The 15,887-nt window shown below is 37.3% G+C and carries 13 protein-coding genes; 5 read left to right on the forward strand and 8 right to left on the reverse strand.

Annotated features, from left to right (window positions below; all coding sequences use genetic code 11):
* Window positions 1-90: 90 nt before the first annotated feature.
* Window positions 91-1,173, reverse strand: coding sequence for a nicotinate-nucleotide--dimethylbenzimidazole phosphoribosyltransferase (gene cobT, locus HO345_RS08800; RefSeq protein ID WP_253682565.1), 1,083 nt, complete (start codon window positions 1,171-1,173; stop codon window positions 91-93).
* A 136-nt stretch (window positions 1,174-1,309) separates the two neighbouring features.
* On the opposite strand from cobT, the gene HO345_RS08805 reads away from it, so the two are divergent.
* Window positions 1,310-1,489 carry a type II toxin-antitoxin system HicA family toxin gene (locus HO345_RS08805; RefSeq protein WP_044957559.1) on the forward strand — a complete coding sequence of 60 codons (180 nt, stop codon included), beginning with the start codon at window positions 1,310-1,312 and terminating at the stop codon, window positions 1,487-1,489.
* An 18-nt stretch (window positions 1,490-1,507) separates the two neighbouring features.
* Window positions 1,508-1,930 carry a type II toxin-antitoxin system HicB family antitoxin gene (locus HO345_RS08810; RefSeq protein ID WP_010692357.1) on the forward strand — a complete coding sequence of 141 codons (423 nt, stop codon included), beginning with the start codon at window positions 1,508-1,510 and terminating at the stop codon, window positions 1,928-1,930.
* A 16-nt stretch (window positions 1,931-1,946) separates the two neighbouring features.
* Here HO345_RS08810 and HO345_RS08815 read toward each other — a convergent pair whose 3' ends face one another.
* The 4 genes from HO345_RS08815 to HO345_RS08830 form a co-directional block, all read right to left on the reverse strand.
* Window positions 1,947-3,818, reverse strand: a complete 1,872-nt coding sequence (locus HO345_RS08815; RefSeq protein ID WP_253682566.1) for an ABC transporter ATP-binding protein/permease — start codon at window positions 3,816-3,818, stop codon at window positions 1,947-1,949.
* A 14-nt stretch (window positions 3,819-3,832) separates the two neighbouring features.
* Window positions 3,833-5,935, reverse strand: a complete 2,103-nt coding sequence (locus tag HO345_RS08820; protein WP_253682567.1) for an ATP-binding cassette domain-containing protein — start codon at window positions 5,933-5,935, stop codon at window positions 3,833-3,835.
* Between the two features lie 93 nt (window positions 5,936-6,028).
* The gene (locus HO345_RS08825; protein WP_253682568.1) at window positions 6,029-7,168 is read right to left on the reverse strand and encodes a DUF4097 family beta strand repeat-containing protein; all 1,140 of its coding nucleotides are present in this window, start codon (window positions 7,166-7,168) and stop codon (window positions 6,029-6,031) included.
* Between the two features lie 151 nt (window positions 7,169-7,319).
* Window positions 7,320-7,844, reverse strand: coding sequence for an alpha/beta fold hydrolase (locus HO345_RS08830; protein ID WP_253682569.1), 525 nt, complete (start codon window positions 7,842-7,844; stop codon window positions 7,320-7,322).
* Between the two features lie 799 nt (window positions 7,845-8,643).
* On the opposite strand from HO345_RS08830, the gene HO345_RS08835 reads away from it, so the two are divergent.
* Window positions 8,644-10,740 (forward strand): methyl-accepting chemotaxis protein, encoded by a 2,097-nt coding sequence (locus tag HO345_RS08835; protein ID WP_253682570.1) that lies wholly within the window; start codon window positions 8,644-8,646, stop codon window positions 10,738-10,740.
* A gap of 85 nt (window positions 10,741-10,825) precedes the next feature.
* Here the strand turns inward: HO345_RS08835 and HO345_RS08840 are convergent, their stop codons facing one another.
* From HO345_RS08840 to lysS, 3 genes are read right to left on the reverse strand one after another with little or no spacing between them, the layout of a single operon-like run.
* Window positions 10,826-11,521: a YgjP family zinc-dependent metalloprotease gene (locus HO345_RS08840; RefSeq protein WP_253682571.1), complete on the reverse strand. Its 696-nt coding sequence runs from the start codon at window positions 11,519-11,521 to the stop codon at window positions 10,826-10,828.
* Window positions 11,518-12,588, reverse strand: coding sequence for a DUF2804 domain-containing protein (locus HO345_RS08845; RefSeq protein ID WP_253682572.1), 1,071 nt, complete (start codon window positions 12,586-12,588; stop codon window positions 11,518-11,520). Before HO345_RS08845 ends, HO345_RS08840 begins: the two co-directional genes overlap by 4 nt.
* Window positions 12,589-12,635: 47 nt before the next feature.
* Entirely contained in the window at window positions 12,636-14,222 is a 1,587-nt protein-coding gene (gene lysS / locus HO345_RS08850; RefSeq protein ID WP_253682573.1) for a lysine--tRNA ligase, read from the reverse strand.
* 109 nt (window positions 14,223-14,331) lie between these two features.
* On the opposite strand from lysS, the gene HO345_RS08855 reads away from it, so the two are divergent.
* Window positions 14,332-15,261 (forward strand): Hsp33 family molecular chaperone HslO, encoded by a 930-nt coding sequence (locus HO345_RS08855; RefSeq protein WP_253682574.1) that lies wholly within the window; start codon window positions 14,332-14,334, stop codon window positions 15,259-15,261.
* On the forward strand, window positions 15,251-15,874 hold the full coding sequence (locus HO345_RS08860) for a precorrin-8X methylmutase (protein WP_253682575.1): 624 nt from the start codon (window positions 15,251-15,253) through the stop codon (window positions 15,872-15,874). Before HO345_RS08855 ends, HO345_RS08860 begins: the two co-directional genes overlap by 11 nt.
* Window positions 15,875-15,887 lie beyond the last annotated feature (13 nt).

Below are 15,887 nucleotides of genomic sequence, written 5' to 3' on the forward strand. Positions count from 1 at the left end.
CCAAAATTTCAATATAAAACCCGTGTTTTAATGAAAATACGAGTAAGAAAGCATAATACTATAAAGAAAAGAATTAGTCAATAGGGAATTTTAAGGATTTGTCTGCTTCCTGATATCCACTAAATCGGCTCCGTCTATCATGGTTTCGGTAAATTTTCCCATATTTTGCATGGTGAAGACCGCCCCTTCAAGCATCTTAAATAAAAGAGGGCAGCCGCTTCCTTCTCCCAAACGCATTTTCATATTTAAGACGGGCTCGATTTCAAGCTCAGCAGTGCATATCTTAGCTCCTCTTTCTTCCGACTTATGAGAAGCAAAAAGATAATCCCTTACAAGAGGATTTAAGTTTACGGCACAGAGGGCTGCAAGGCTCGAAATATAGCCGTCGATTACGGCAGGAATTCCGCGGGCAGCAAGGCCTATGTAGCAGCCGCACATTGCCGCAATATCAAAGCCCCCGACTTTCGAAATACAGTCGATTGAATCGCCTTTTTTGGGGGCGTTTATTTCGATAGCTTTTTTTACGCTCTTAATCTTGAGCTCATACATAGCCTCTGTCGTAGAAGCTCCGCGCCCTACGGTCAGCTTAGGCTCTACCCCGCAAAGCCCTGAAAGCACAGCCGCTGTTGTGGTAGTATTACAGATACCAAGCTCCCCTATTCCTGCAATATCAAACCCCTCATCGGCTATTTCAAAGGCCGCCTCTATTCCGGTTTCAATCATGCGGATACAGTCTTCCCTGCTCATCGCAGGGCCTTGGGCTATGTTTTCCGTACCGAATTTTATCTTTTTATTGACAACATCTTTCCTTTCGCTCGTTTTTATCATTCCGACATCGTAAACCCTAATACCGCTTCCTGCCCATTTTGAAATTGTTCCTAAACCTGTTTTTCCCGTGTGCATAATCTCGGCAAGCAAGAAGGTGGTAATCTGGGGTTGGGAGGTAATTTTTTCCGCATAAACTCCGTTATCCGCACAAAAAACAGCCGTTATTTTTTTATCGATTTTTAAATTGTCAAAGCCCTTGATTTTTGCAAGCCTTACCGTCATCTCTTCAAGAGCCCCCAAAGAACCCGGCGGATGAGCAAGGCTGTCCCAAAAAAGCTTGGCCTTTTTTCCTTCTTCTTCCGAAACGGATTTAATCGAATTCAATGTGTTTTCTAAAATATTCATAAAGGTCTCTCTCGTATATCCATAATAAATTTATCTGTTTTTTCTTGAGGATTTTACACATATTATTGTGTAAAATCAAGTAATCATCGGGCAAAAAAATACTTGACAATACCAAATATATTTGGTATTATAATCTATGCCGTTAAGCGGAAAAGATATGCTCCGCCTTTATAAAAAAGCCGGATGGAGAGTGATTTCACAAAAAGGTTCTCATGTCAAAGTTGCAAAAGATAGCAGACGGGAAATAATCCCCATGCATAAAGAGTTAAAAAAAGGCATAGAACAAGCCTTGCTAAAACGGCTTGAACAATATTAAAAAACAGGGAGGAACACAATGAAATATCATTTTCTGGTACACAAAGAAGAAAACGGTTTTTGGGCAGAATGTATTGAGCTTTCAGGCTGCCTTACTCAAGCAGAAACAGCCGAAGAACTAAAATCAGCCTGTTTTGAGGCTCTTAATCTATATCTCGAAGAACCTCAATCCTCACACATTGTTTTCCCTTTGCCGCAGGACATAACTACCTGCAGTAAGAACATACTGGAAATTCCCGTAGAGCCCGAAATAGCTCTTGCCGTCTTATTACGCCATAACCGCTCAATACTAAATCTAACACAAAAACAAGCATCTGAAAAACTCGGAATGAAAAATGTATACAGCTATCAGCGTTTGGAAAAAAAATCAAATCCGTCTTTACAAATGATAAAAAAAATAACCTCAATTTTCCCTGCAATAAAACTTGAAATGCTTTTTTAGTTTTTATCTATTTTTCCTAGCCTAACCGATAATAAACTGCCGCCAAAATTATTACGGCAAAGGCGGCAGAAACCAAGCTTGTATAAAAAATTTCTAAAGAGAAGATTTTTACGACTTCTTTTTTGGTGTAGGCCAATGAGCGGTAAATTCTAATCTCGTTTTTTCTTTCCAAGATAGTAGTATAAAAAATAGAAGCTAAGGACAAGATTGAAACCGAGCATATCAGTATAAGTAAAATTCTTGAAAAATCAAAGAAGGAGGCTATCTTATTATAAGCTATGTTTACTCTTTTTTGATGAACCTCATTGACTCTTATTTTTTTATTTTCTTTAACGGTATTTAAAAGTTCCGTATGCTTTTCTGCACTTAGATCTTTTTTATATAGTTTAAGGCCGTGCTTGTATAAGCCGCCTTTTTTTATTTCAAAAAGATTCGTAAAGCCATTTATAAAATAAACGGTGTGAGTTTTTTCGCTTACTTTTGTACTGTCGATAAGACCGGTTATTTTAATCTTAGGTAAACGGTATTCTGCGACAAAGAAAAAAGTATTTTCAACCAGACTAAAAACATATTTATCATCAAGCTTGCCTGTATTAAATTGATCTTCCAATCTTTCCCCGCCGATTTTAAGTTCTTTAAGCAAGGCTATTGCACCTGCAGAACTCATAAGCACCTCATCAGCTTTTTCGGGAAAACGGCCTGTCCTAATTATTTTCTTAAAATAATCGTTAGAGCTTATATCTTCCAAATTGGTATATGAAAAAATCGGTTTCCCTGCTTGAAGGCCTTCAATATAATTTGAACCTGCAATTTTTATTCTGGTATTATATGTATAAGAACAATGCTCGATATTGGGAAGTTCTTTGTAGAGCATATTTAATTCTTCGACAAGAGCTTCATCACTCACCTTTTCTTTTACTACATCCAAAACACTTGTTTTAATGCCTTCTTGAAGATAGATATCATGCATATACTCCTTAAAATAATCCGATTCCATAAAAATTGAAAATAATATAGAAAGAAAAATAAGACTTATGATTATTATGTTTCTGATACTTGCCTTAGCCCTTCCTTTTAAATTTCTTAAGGGTAAATATCTTGTATTTTTTTTATACGAGTTATTTTGTTGAGCCTTTTTCAATCCATTTCTTTCTGTTTGATAAGAAGAACAATCTTCCGATTTTTCTGTTTTGATTGTGCTATCAAATTCTTCCATGTCCTTAGTTATATTTTCATCCTTTGTAATCTGTCCGTCTACTAAATTTAAAATACGATCACTGTACTCATAAGCGAGTTCCTTATCATGGGTTACAAAGATCACAAGTTTTTCTTTTGAAATATCTTTTAGAACCTGCATGATATGGTGTGCATTCTTTTTATCCAAGCTGGACGTCGCCTCATCGGCCAAAACAATATCGACCTCTTTTGCGAGCATTCTTGCAATTGCGAGCCTTTGTCTTTGCCCACCCGATAATTGTGCAGGCTTTTTTTTTGTATACTCCCCTATGTTTAAACTTTTTAATATAAATACGGAATGCTCTTTCCTTTCTTTTATACTGCCGGTAATACTATCAGTCATGCCGGCAATAATATTATCTTCACTTGATAAATGGTTTATTAAATTAAAGTCTTGAAACACAAAGGCTATTTTATTTTTTCTGAATTCGTTATAGTCTTCAATCTTTTTATTATTATAAAACACTTCTCCGGAATCAAAATTGCATAAACCGCCGATTATATTTAAAATTGTAGACTTTCCGCCTCCGCTTCTGCCTAAAATACTGACCAAGCCCTTATCGCCGAACATAATATTTAAATCTTTAAGAACTTTTTGCTCCAAACCGGCCCTAATCTTATATGACTTATTTATATTTTTTAATTCAAGCATATCTCCTCCAAGCCTTACCTTATCAGCTCATCTATGTTAGTTTTTTTAAGTTCAAAGCTTATCGAAATGATAATTATTAACATGATTATAACAGCCGCAATCAAAATCGAAAAAATATCAAAATTAAAAAAGCTCTTTAAATTTACTATTCTGCTGCAATCCAATAGATTAATAAAATATTTACTCATAAACAAGCTGATTATCATAAAAAATAAAATCGAAGCAAGGCAGACAAAAAACGAAATAATAAGACCTTCGTTTATAAACATTTTTTTTAATTCCTTTGTTGTATAACCCAATGAGCGGTAAATACCTATATCCTTACGCTTAGCCGTAATTAAATTTTTTAAACCATTATATGCCGAAAGAATTGCAATGACACCCAGCACAGTCAATGTAAAGATCATACTTAATTTATAACCGTAAATATCATTTAGGTATGATTGTCTCTCCAGAGAAATATTATCGCTGCCCTTAAAAATAGATTTAAACAAAAGATAATTAGTGTGCACCTTTTTTCTGGTATCTAAATCTTCGTCTATAAATATATCAAAATACGTAAATTTAGCAGAAAGATAAATTTTAGTTAAATATTTAGTAAACTCTTCTTCCAAAAGATAAATATTTTCATTTACATAGATTGAATCAGACATTTCTTCTTCCTCTATATAAAGAGGATAATTTAAGTTTATTCCGATATTATGCATAAAGGCAATAAACCCGGGCACATCCATATCTTCATTAAATTTTTTCATTTCAAAAAAAAGGCCTTCATCAAAATCAGGGATGTATCTTAAATCATCGATTATACCTACAATCTTTAAATCTTCATCATAAAACTCGGAATCATTTGGATTTTTTCCTGCAAATTTACAAACGGTTTTATACGAAATAGGAAGTTCTTTTAAGTGCTTAAATAAATCGTCGGCAGAAATATTTTCAATATCAATAAGTTTATCAAAATTAGAAAGAAGCTTAATTGCATAAGCTTTGCTAAATAAAATCTCTTTAGGATTTTCAGGGAAGCGGCCTGCAATTATATCTTCCGAAAAGTTTGCCTTATTTTTTTCCTGCATCATATTTATAAAAACAGGGAATTTTTGTTTTTGGATATTAATGTTTGAAGGCAAGCCTAGGGTAAGACCGTAAATTTTTTCTTTAAATTGTCCGTTATAATCTTCAATGTTTTGAAGCAAGGCTTCTAAACTCATACCCGCACTGCTTAAAGTGATTTTATCGGCCTTGTACTTACCGTAAAGATATTGATCTATTCCATAACTTACGGCCTTAAAGGAGCCGATAGAAAATATAAAAATTCCTAAAATAATAACTAAAAGCTGGAGCGAATTAAAAAGTTTTAATTTTTCGGATAGAATATTTATATAAAATCCATTTTTAAAACTTGAATCCTTTATTCTAGTTTCAGGTTTATATTCAATATTTGAATCAGGTTCAAGTTGAGGCTTTTGTTTTATAGGTTTTAATTTTTTATTGTCGATAGTTAAAATTTCATCGGCATATTTTTCTGCCAATTCTTCATCATGGCTTACAAAGATAATTGTTTTGCCTTTAAAAACTTCTAAAATTAAATCGCAAATTTCAATCTTTGTTGTTTCATCCAAACTTCCTGTAGGCTCATCACAAAGTAAGATATCCGTATCCCTTGCCAAAGCTCTTGCAATACTCGCACGCTGTCTTTCACCCGTAGAAAGCATATAAGGCTTTTTATAAATATGTTCGGATAAGCCGGCCTTTTTAAGTAAGTTAATTGCAAGCTCTTCTTTATTTTCTATCCCGTTATGAAGGGCAATTACGATATTTTTTAATAGATTTTGATGCTGAATTAAATTACTGTCTTGAAAAATAAAGCTGATATTTTCCCGTCTAAATTTATCGTAATTCTTAATCGTTTCACCCTTATACAAAACCTCACCGGAATAGTTTTTATCTATGCCTGCAATTATATTTAAAAGACTCGATTTTCCGCAGCCTGATGGCCCCAAAATAAAACTTATTTTTCCCGAAGCAAAATTATAAGAAAGGTCTTCCAATACAATCTGCTTTTCATTTCCTACAGAATAGCTTTTAGTGATTGATTTTAACTTTATATCGTGCATACTTATATTTTAAATGAAATAATTTGAGGTGTCAAGTTGATTTTATGTTTTTGCAAGTTTTAACCACAAAACACGATAAAGCTAGAGTGTCTATTATTCAATTATAGAATCGGTAATTGAAACAGAATCTATACCGCTTTTAATCGAAGCATTTTTTGAATTAAAACCGGTAATTATTACTTTCCCCACACTACTTGTAACTGAAGGGTTTAAAAGTTTTTCCGACACCGAAGTTTTAATTTTTATCCATCCCAAATCGGAGGCGATTGTACATGTATTTTTTAAGATACCATCAAACAAAATATTTCCATCGGTAATAATAACCGGACTATCAAAAATACAGTTTCTCATAGTAATGTTTCCGTACTCACCCTGAATGCCTAAATCTTTACATTCAATATTATTACAGATAACAAATTTACCATTATTTATATCAATGCTTTGATTCTTTTTTGCAAAAGATAAATCAATCTTATTAGCATTTCCTTTTATAACCAGATTATGTTTTACTTGGCTGCGATTTTCTTTTATTTCTTGTGTTTTATTCATATTTTGGAAAAAATGTAGAGCGTACAAATAAGCTTCTGCATTAAGATTCATAGATATGTTTCCTGACTTACTTTGAATAATATTGTTTCCATATATTTCACCTTGAAAATAAAGATTTCCAGTATCAGTTTTTAAATCAATGTTTTCAAAATGAGAATTATGCACTGTAACAGAACCGCTTTCCATTTGAATTTTAACCTTTTCTGTTATAGTACTGTCTTCAATTTGAAATTTTCCATTCTTTACATGAAAGAAACATATTGCAGCCGTCATATTTTTGATCATGCTTGTATTTTCCGTCTCAATAGTAAGCATTTGCAGTATATGATTCTTAGGTATGCGAATACTGATAAGCGGAGGATTCCATCTTGTACGAGGTAAAAAAGTCAAAAAGGGTTCTTCCTTAAAAATAAGGGTACCATCTTCAACAGTAACACTCACATATCTTTCTTTTACATTGCTGATTGTATATTCAAGAGAAATATTGTTATTATTTTCAGAAGGGGTATTATCGGCTATAAGTTCAATATCACAAAATTGCGTAAATATCGAAATATTTTTTATCTTTTGAAAATCTATCCTATGAGGAACAGAAGTTTGTCTTCCATTCATATTTGTAGCACATCCCATAGTAATCGGGAGAAAAACAATAACAAAAAATATTATTTTTTTCATATTCATCATATTCACCTGCCTTTTTTAAAGGTTACATCAACTCGTTTATCATTGTAACCTCCACATCAATTGTAAACTCTTTTTTAGTAAAAATCAAGGAGGCTGCTTAATAATTCGGCATTAAATATTTACTTAGCTCAATATGATTTTTTAAATCGGCTTAATTTTTATTGACAAACTCCGTAATGGCTAAAACTAAATCCTTTGAAATCGGATAAGACGGATCTATATAAGTTTTCATTTGTTCCTGAGGAGAATTAATTTCTTTTAAGGTGTGAGTCATCTTTTCGATAATTTTTAATTCAATACCCTCTTTTGCAGAGCTTAAAAGCTTTGAATCTTCAACTCCTACCTGAATGTCATTTCCGCCCTGAATAACCAAAACAGGTATTTTCAATTGAGCAATTTCTTTTTTGGGTTCATACTTAAACCAAGAAATCAAATAGGGCTGAACCGATTTTCTAAATAAGCTGTTTAAAACAAGCGGAACATTTTCTTCCATTTTACCGCCTTTTAGTTTTTCTATAATCTGTTTGGAAGAGTTTATCAAAGCCTTAGGAAAAAGCAAAGTCCCCGCAAGAACAGTCCCCTCAGCTTTTATTTCCAAATCAGCCCCATATAGCCTAAGAGCTGAAAATAAAAATAACACAGCTGTTATGAATCTAAAATTTTTAAACCTAAACATATTGAAAATCCTCCCAGTATTTAAAAAATATTAAACCGATTTCGCATACGAATACATTCTTATCGTTTCAAATTCCCTAAAATGTTTATTTTCTTCTTCTAGGTATATATACTAACGCAAAACGGAAGTATTTGTCAAGATTTGAGCAAAAACACAGATAACAATATACAATTCCTCGTTTTAAATAAACGGTAAGATAACATGCATGGTTGACAGTTCCATCCCTTTAGCCTATAATACAGCCCATGCTGCAACACGGTATTTTGTTAGAAAAAAAATTAAACTTTTTCTCGAAAACTACTAGACAAAATAAAAAAAATGGTTATACTACCCCCCCCCCGAATTTTTTGCAAACAAACGGATATCTGTGCTGCCGATTACCTATTTTCAAAAAAACTATTTCAAAGAGCAAACAAAAAAACTATTCTCAAAAATAATTTCCGACAGAGAGTCGGAGCTTTTAAACAATAACAAGTTTGTACAACAAATTAAAACAACAAACTTGCAATTAATAAATATACAAGGAGGTATTTCATTAACAGGCACGGATGCCGGTGGTTCCAAACTTCTAATAGTTTTAGACGCAAGTCTAAAACTATTAGCTAAAAAATGTACAAGGATGTACATTCCCCAACCGCCATGGACGGCGGTGGTTCCAAACTTCCAAGAGTTTTAGACGCAAGTCTAAAACTATTAGCTAAAAAATGTACAAGGATATACATTTTTCAGCGGATGTCCTACGGATTGGGACTCGTCAATCCAATAAAAAATAGAGTAAAACCTAAAAGAGGAGATTAAAATGAAAGAGAAACATCGTTTTTTATTGCGGAACAAATTGATGATTGTGTTCGGTGCATTGATTTTTGTAGTCGGGACTATTCTTACCCTTATAGCATTGCGTACTGCCCGAAAAGCTGTAACGGAAAAAGTCGAAACGCATCTGATTGACAAAGCAACAGATACGGCGGAGATTCTTGACGGGCGTGTGAATACAATGTTTCAATTTTTAGAAGGTATTGCACGGATGCCGGTATTACGCGATAATACTATTAAGTTTATAGAAAAAATGGCCATACTTGCCGAAGAAGCAAAATTCAATCCCATTATCAGTGAACTATATATTACCGATAAAGAAGGAATTTTATATAACTTAGACGGATCTGAAATAGAATTTAATGATATAGAATGGTTTCAGGCAGGTATCAGCGGGAAAAAAAATACGACGGAACCCTATAGCGATGTGGAAAATAACATATTCATAACATTTGCTTTACCGGTATATGATGACAATAGAAATATTATCGGAGTATTGGGTGCTGATGTTGACGGCTTATGGCTTAGCGATCAAATTAAGGATATTGTAGTCGGCAAAACAGGTGAATGTTATATTCTCGATAACTCAGGAACTACCATTGCGGACAAAGATTTCGACCTAGTTAAGACTCGTTCAAATGCCTGCGAGGAAGCTAAAACGGATCCATCTCTTGCGTCGTGTGCCGCTTTTGAAAAAATGGCAGTAGAGATTGACGAACCTTCTGTAGGATATTACGAATACAAAGGAGAAAATTTTATTGCCTCGTATGCCACAATGAAAACAACTGACTGGACAATCATAATTAATGCCCCCGTAAACGAATTTATGGGAACCGTCAATGAACTGCGGATTAAAATGCTGGTTATTGGAGCGATAACTTTAGCAGCCGCTCTAATTGTTGTCTTTTTTGTTGCCCGTGTAATGATAAAACCTATAAAGGTTGTCGTTGAGGCCCTTAAAGATATAGCCCAAGGTGAAGGGGATTTAACCGTCCGCCTGCCCGTACACGGCAACGATGAAGTTACCGATTTATCTGAATACTTCAATGAAACAATAGAAAAAATCGGCTCGTCGATTAAAACCGTCGGCAAAAATACTATAGACATGACAAATATCGGTAACGAACTTGCAAGCAATATGACTGAAACGGCAAGTGCTGTACACCAAATAAGTGCGAATATCGACGGCGTAAAACAGCAAGCTCTTACCCAAGCCGCAAGCGTTACCGAAACGGCAGCTACAGTCGAAGAAATTATCCGCACTATTAGACAGCTTAACAACAGTATTGAAAATCAAGCTGCCAGCGTTGCAGAGTCTTCTTCGGCTATCGAGCAAATGGTGGGAAACATAGCTTCTATCACACAGACTCTCGGTAAAACCGATGATGTTATAAAAACCCTTGCAAACGCTACGGCTGATGGCAAGGAAACAGTTACAGGAGCAAACACTGTTACCCAGCGTATTGCCGAAGAGTCAGGAGGTCTATTGGAAGCCTCAAGCGTTATCCAACACATTGCAAGCCAGACCAACCTTTTGGCGATGAATGCTGCAATTGAAGCCGCCCACGCAGGCGAAGCCGGCAAAGGTTTTGCAGTCGTTGCAGACGAAATCCGTAAACTCGCTGAAGAGTCTTCCAGTCAAGGTAAAACCATTACCGAAACGCTTAAAGTGCTTTCAGGAGAAATTGAAACTCTTTCATACTCTGCAAAAACAGCAGAAGAAAAATTTAATGCCATTTTCTCCCTTTCAGAGCATGTCAAAACGATGAGCCAAAATCTAATGAACGCTATGCGTGAACAAGAAAACGGAAGCAAGGAAGTACTCACTGCTATCCGCGACATAAACATGGTAACAAACCAAGTAAATGACGGCTCAGCCGAAATGCTCCGCGGCGGTGAGAATGTTGCTCAGGAGATGCAAAAACTCGATGAACTTACCCGCGTCATCACCGACAGTATGAACGAGATGGCCTCCGGTGCCGTACAGATTAGCAATGCCGTACAGGAAGTACACACAATAAGTCAAAAGAATAAAGAGAGCATTGAAAATCTTTCTAAAGAAGTCGGAAAGTTTAAAGTTTAAACTAATTGTTAATGTGTAATGAATAATCGGTAATCTATAGCTGATAACTTAATTACTCATTACACATTAACTCTTATCGATTCCCCTAATAATCTTCCGAATTCAACAACTTCACTCTTTCTTTCCAGTCGGGAAGGTATTTAGTCATGTATCGCTTAAAGCGCTCATTGTGGAGCCTTTCTTTAAAATGAACAAACTCGTGCACCAGCACCATTTCGGCACATTCGCAAGGAAGGGCAGCAAGTTTTGTGTTTAAGGTAATTATGCCCGTATAAGAATTACATGAACCCCACTTGCTTTTCATATCCCTGTATTTTATCTCGGAGGCGGTTTCCTTTATCTTAGCTTCCCAAAAGGGCAAGATTTCTTCTACATAAAGTTCCAATTCTTTTTTATAAAGACGGTTCAAAATTGAAGGCCGTTTTTTAGGATCCGCTCCGAGAGGCTCTTTTAAATAGATAAAATCATCATCGACTGCGACGCTTGCATTTTTTTTGGCACGCAGTATTTTAATTTTATAGTCGGCTCCCCATAAACTTACCGTGGAGCCGTCCTTTAATGAAGCTTTTATATTCTTCTTAAAAATCTTTTCTTCTATCCGTGCCTGATGTTTTTTTATCCACGCAATATTTTCTTTTACAAAGTCTAAGGCCTTGCTTTGAGAATAGTTTTTCGGAACATGGATACAGGGAATAGCCGTCTTAGGCGATATGGTAAGTCTGAGTTTCCGGCCCTTTGATTCGGACCATTCGATTTCAACCCCTTCTATTTTAATCATCATATTCTAAGATTGTATTTTTTAGCTATGCCGGGAAAAGATTTTAGCTTTAATTCTTCTCCGTCAGCTGTCAGCAGGGTACCTTCAAAATGACCGTAAACGGTACTGTATTCCGTCCTAAAAACTGCGGCATTTACCCTTTTGTAATTTTTTGAAACAGGAAGAAACACAAGGTCGACCATGCTTTCGGTGTCCTGTATTATCCATTTTCCCATGATGCCGAAGGGACGGGTTATTTTTACCGGAGGAAGAGGGGTGCGTTTTCCGTCATAGAGTATCATATTATCATTATACCTATTGCTGTCAGCAGCTATCGAATTTGCAAGATAAAAAACCAAAGCCTTGTCATCCAGCTTGCCTAGTCCGTTTACAAGGGTGCGCTTTGACCTAAAACCTGTGTAGGACTTTCTCACATCAAAAACGCCCACGGCCGTTTCTTTTTTTAGCTGAATATCTTCGTTATAACCCAAACTTATCCAGCCCTTTACCGTTCCTGTCTGCATGTACATAGCCATACATCGCCGGCTTACATAGTTGGGAATTACGCACGAAAAATCCAAGGCTTCTTTATCCCGAATATCCAGATCCAAACGGCCTTCGCATGAGGGACGGGAATCACGGGCCGAAAAATCAAAGTCGGCATGAAGTTTTCCGTGCGACAGACGGGAAAAAATACGTGCATATCTATATGATTTACGGCAGGCTGTAATGCTGTATTTTATGTGCTTCGGAATATGAATAAAGCCGCCGGGAAGATATTGCCGATAGGCATATTTTTGCTGAGTCTTACGAACCCAAAAGGTTGTTTCCATAAAAGAAAAAATATAGCACGAAAAAAATGCTATTTCGCCTATTATCTCATCATCGCAAAACAAAAACCTCATCGTCCCCGAAATCCTTCCGTTGGTAATTATTCTGGGAAGCGGAAGATTTCCGAATACCCGATAAAGTCCTTTTATATCGAATTTTTTAAAGCAGCCTGAAAAAGTGCCGAAATTCGATTTTCCGTTTTGGACAGGCTTATCGGGTGCAGGTTCTATCTTGCGTGTGTACAAGTTATCATTAGCCATAGAAAGAATGTTAGCACAATTTGCAAAAAAATAAAAGCCTTCGCTCTTTAATAATCTTTAAATATTTTCTCCAGTCTTTCTTTGCCTATGGTTTTCATAAAGCCTGCAAGGCGCGGGCCCTGATCCTTTGAAACAAGGGCTTGATAAACGGCGACAAACATTTGCTTGGACTCCAAGCCGCATTCTTTTGCCGCATCGTAAAGGGCTGTCGAAAATGTCTTTTCGTCCATCTCGTCCATTTTAGGTAAAAGGGAATCCCTTATCGTTTTAATCGCCTTTGTTTCCGGCTCGGAAAGTTCAGCCTTTGAGCCGTCAGCTCTTAAAGCAAACTTAAACTCTTCGGGAGCTCCCCCGTCCGTGATCCAATTCCAGGCACATTCGGCACGGGATCTCAGTCTATCGGCTTGGGCAGGCTTTACATCGGGAAGCCCCTTTATTACGGCTTCAATATCGCCCGAATTTATCTGTAAAAGATTGCATAAATGCCTAAAAGGAATTTGATAGGAAATACACTCAGGCATTCCGTCTATTTGAGAGAGCTCATAGATTCTATATTCTTTTTCGAATGTCTCATCGTTTTTAGCTTTTTCGGCCTTCCACGCAATGCGCTCGGTTTTGTCATAGTCCTCGTAAATCTTAATTACATCAAGGTCAAAGCTGATAACGAATTCGGTGTTGGGCCTTGTACCCGCAAAAAGATAGCGGGCAACTTCGGGCTGATAAACTTCGAGTACTTCTGCAAGGCTTACAACCTTTCCCTTAGAAGAGGCCATCTTTCCGGGCACTCCCTTTAAACCGATAAAATCATAGCGGAAACTTACGGGAGCAGGCCAGTTATAAATACGGTCGGAAACCAAGCTTGCCGTATCGAAGGAACCTCCTTGTGAATGGTGATCCTTTCCGGCCGGCTCAAAAACGGTTTTTTCAAAAGCCCAGCGCATGGGCCAGTCAACCCTCCATCCCAGCTTTGCAGATTTTGCCTTCCGCAGATCCACGGCTTCGCAATGCTCGCATTCACAAGAATACTTAAGCGTCCAATCATTGTCCCATGATTCTATCTTTGTTGTGTCCTTATTACAGGCCGTACAAAAAACGGAAACGGGCCAGTATTCTTCGGTAATTTTATGTGCCTCATCTCGGTAAGTATTTAAAATGTCTTTAAGCTCTTCCCTGTTATCCAGGGCTTTTTTCATTCCTTCGGCATACATCCCCTTTTGATAGCGTTCGGCTTGATAAAGATATTCGGGATGAATCCCGACGCGGGGCAATACGGCTTCTACATCATGCTCGTGGTGGCGGGCATAATTTTCATCCCTCTCAAATGTATCGGGAACCATAGTAATCGGATAGCGGAGGTATTTTTCCAAAACTTCGGGCTTGGGCATATTTGCGGGAACCTTTCGGAATACATCATAGTCGTCCCAAGAATAAATAAAGCGCACATTTTTTCCGCGGGAGCGCAAGGCCCTCACAACCAAATCGACGGAAATAATTTCGCGGAAATTTCCTACGTGAACGGTTCCCGAAGGCGTAATACCGGACGCGCAGGTATAAACATCGAGGTCTCCCCTCTCTCTTATGATTTTTTCGGCAGTCTGATCTGCCCAATGTAATAATTTCTTTTCGTTTGACATAATTTCTTCCTTAAAAACATTTAAAATAGACAAAAGCAGGATATTTTATCCAAAAAAAGAGAAGGTGTCAATCCTTGTACAAAAGACCAAACTCTGATATAATCCGCCTATGATAGATAAACCGATAACCGATCCCGTCTTAATCGAAAAATTTAAAACCATGCACGAAGACGGAATGACGGTCTTTATGCTAGGCGAAGGCCAAATACGCGGAGCTTTTTTTCACGGAACCCGTTTTGTAAATAAGATGAGGGTGCAGCACAATTTAGGTATTTTAGAAAGCCTGGCCCTCGGCCACGCTTCCCTCTGCGGGGCACTCTTAATTCCGACAATGAAAGGAAGAGACCGAATCATATTTAGATGCGACACCCAAGGCCCTCTTGTAGGTTTTAGTGTCGAAGCCTTTAGCGAAGGCTTTGTAAGGGGCTATCTTTTGGAAGACCCAATAAGGCCGGATACTCCCTTAGAAACATGGGACCTAAAACCTCTTTTCGGAGAAGGGAAAATCTCGGTTATCCGCTTCCCTGAAGGCGCCAGGGAACCCCTAACCGGAATCGTAGAAATAAAACACAAAAACATAGCCCTTGACCTATCCGAATATTTTTTACAATCCGAGCAGACGGTAACGGGCTTTAATACAGGCATCCAATTCGACAAGGAAGGAAGAATCATCGGGGCGGGCGGAATGTATATTCAGCTAATGCCGGGAGCCGAAGAAGCATTGATAGAAAAAGCGGAAAAAGCTTTTGCAGCCTGCCCCTCGATAGGCCAATGGTTTGCAGAAGGAGGAGACAGGGAAGATGTTATCTTCGGCCTTTTCCGTGACTGTAATCCTCAAGTTTTAATCGAAAGAAAGATAGACTTTTATTGTCCCTGCTCGGAAGAAAATTTCCGCGATAAACTTTTTACCCTACCTGAAAAAGAAATCGCAGACATGTACGAAAACGGCCCTGAGGAAATAGAGCTTTATTGTCATAACTGCGGTTCAGTTTATAAATATCCCAAAAGCATCTTAAAGGAAAAAATCAATGTACATTAAAAAACCTATGGAAATAGAAAACAAGAGCATGGATATAATTGAAGAAAGCATGGCTGATGTTGCTTTTACGGAAGAAGAAAAAATTATAGCCAAGAGGATGATTCACACTACTGGTGATGTCGAGTACCGAAAGATAATCATCTTTCAAAATAACTTTATAGAATCGGCTAAAAGGGCTCTTCAAAAGGGCATAACTATTTTTACAGATACCAAGATGGTGCTGACAGGCATCAATAAACCCGCTCTCTCAAAAACCGAAAATAAACTTTTATGCTTGATTGATGACGAGAGGGTTTTTAAGATGTCCAAGGAGAACGGAATTACGCGCTCTTCGGCAGCCGTAGACCTTGCAGTCCAAGAAGGAGCCAAAGCCTTTGTCATAGGCAATGCCCCGACGGCTCTTTTTAGACTCTTGGAGCTTTGCGAAGAAAAAAAAGTTTCCCCCGAATTTATAATCGGTGTTCCCGTCGGCTTTGTAGGAGCCGCCGAATCGAAAGAAGCCCTGCGTTCAAGCCCCCTTCCCCAAATCTCGACCGTAGGCACCAAGGGCGGAAGCAATGTCGCCGCCTCTATTATAAACGCCCTGCTTTATATGATGGTAGAAAGGGAGTAAGTCTAGACTCAGG

This window comes from Treponema denticola, from assembly GCF_024181645.1.
GTDB classification, from domain to species: domain Bacteria; phylum Spirochaetota; class Spirochaetia; order Treponematales; family Treponemataceae; genus Treponema_B; species Treponema_B denticola_A.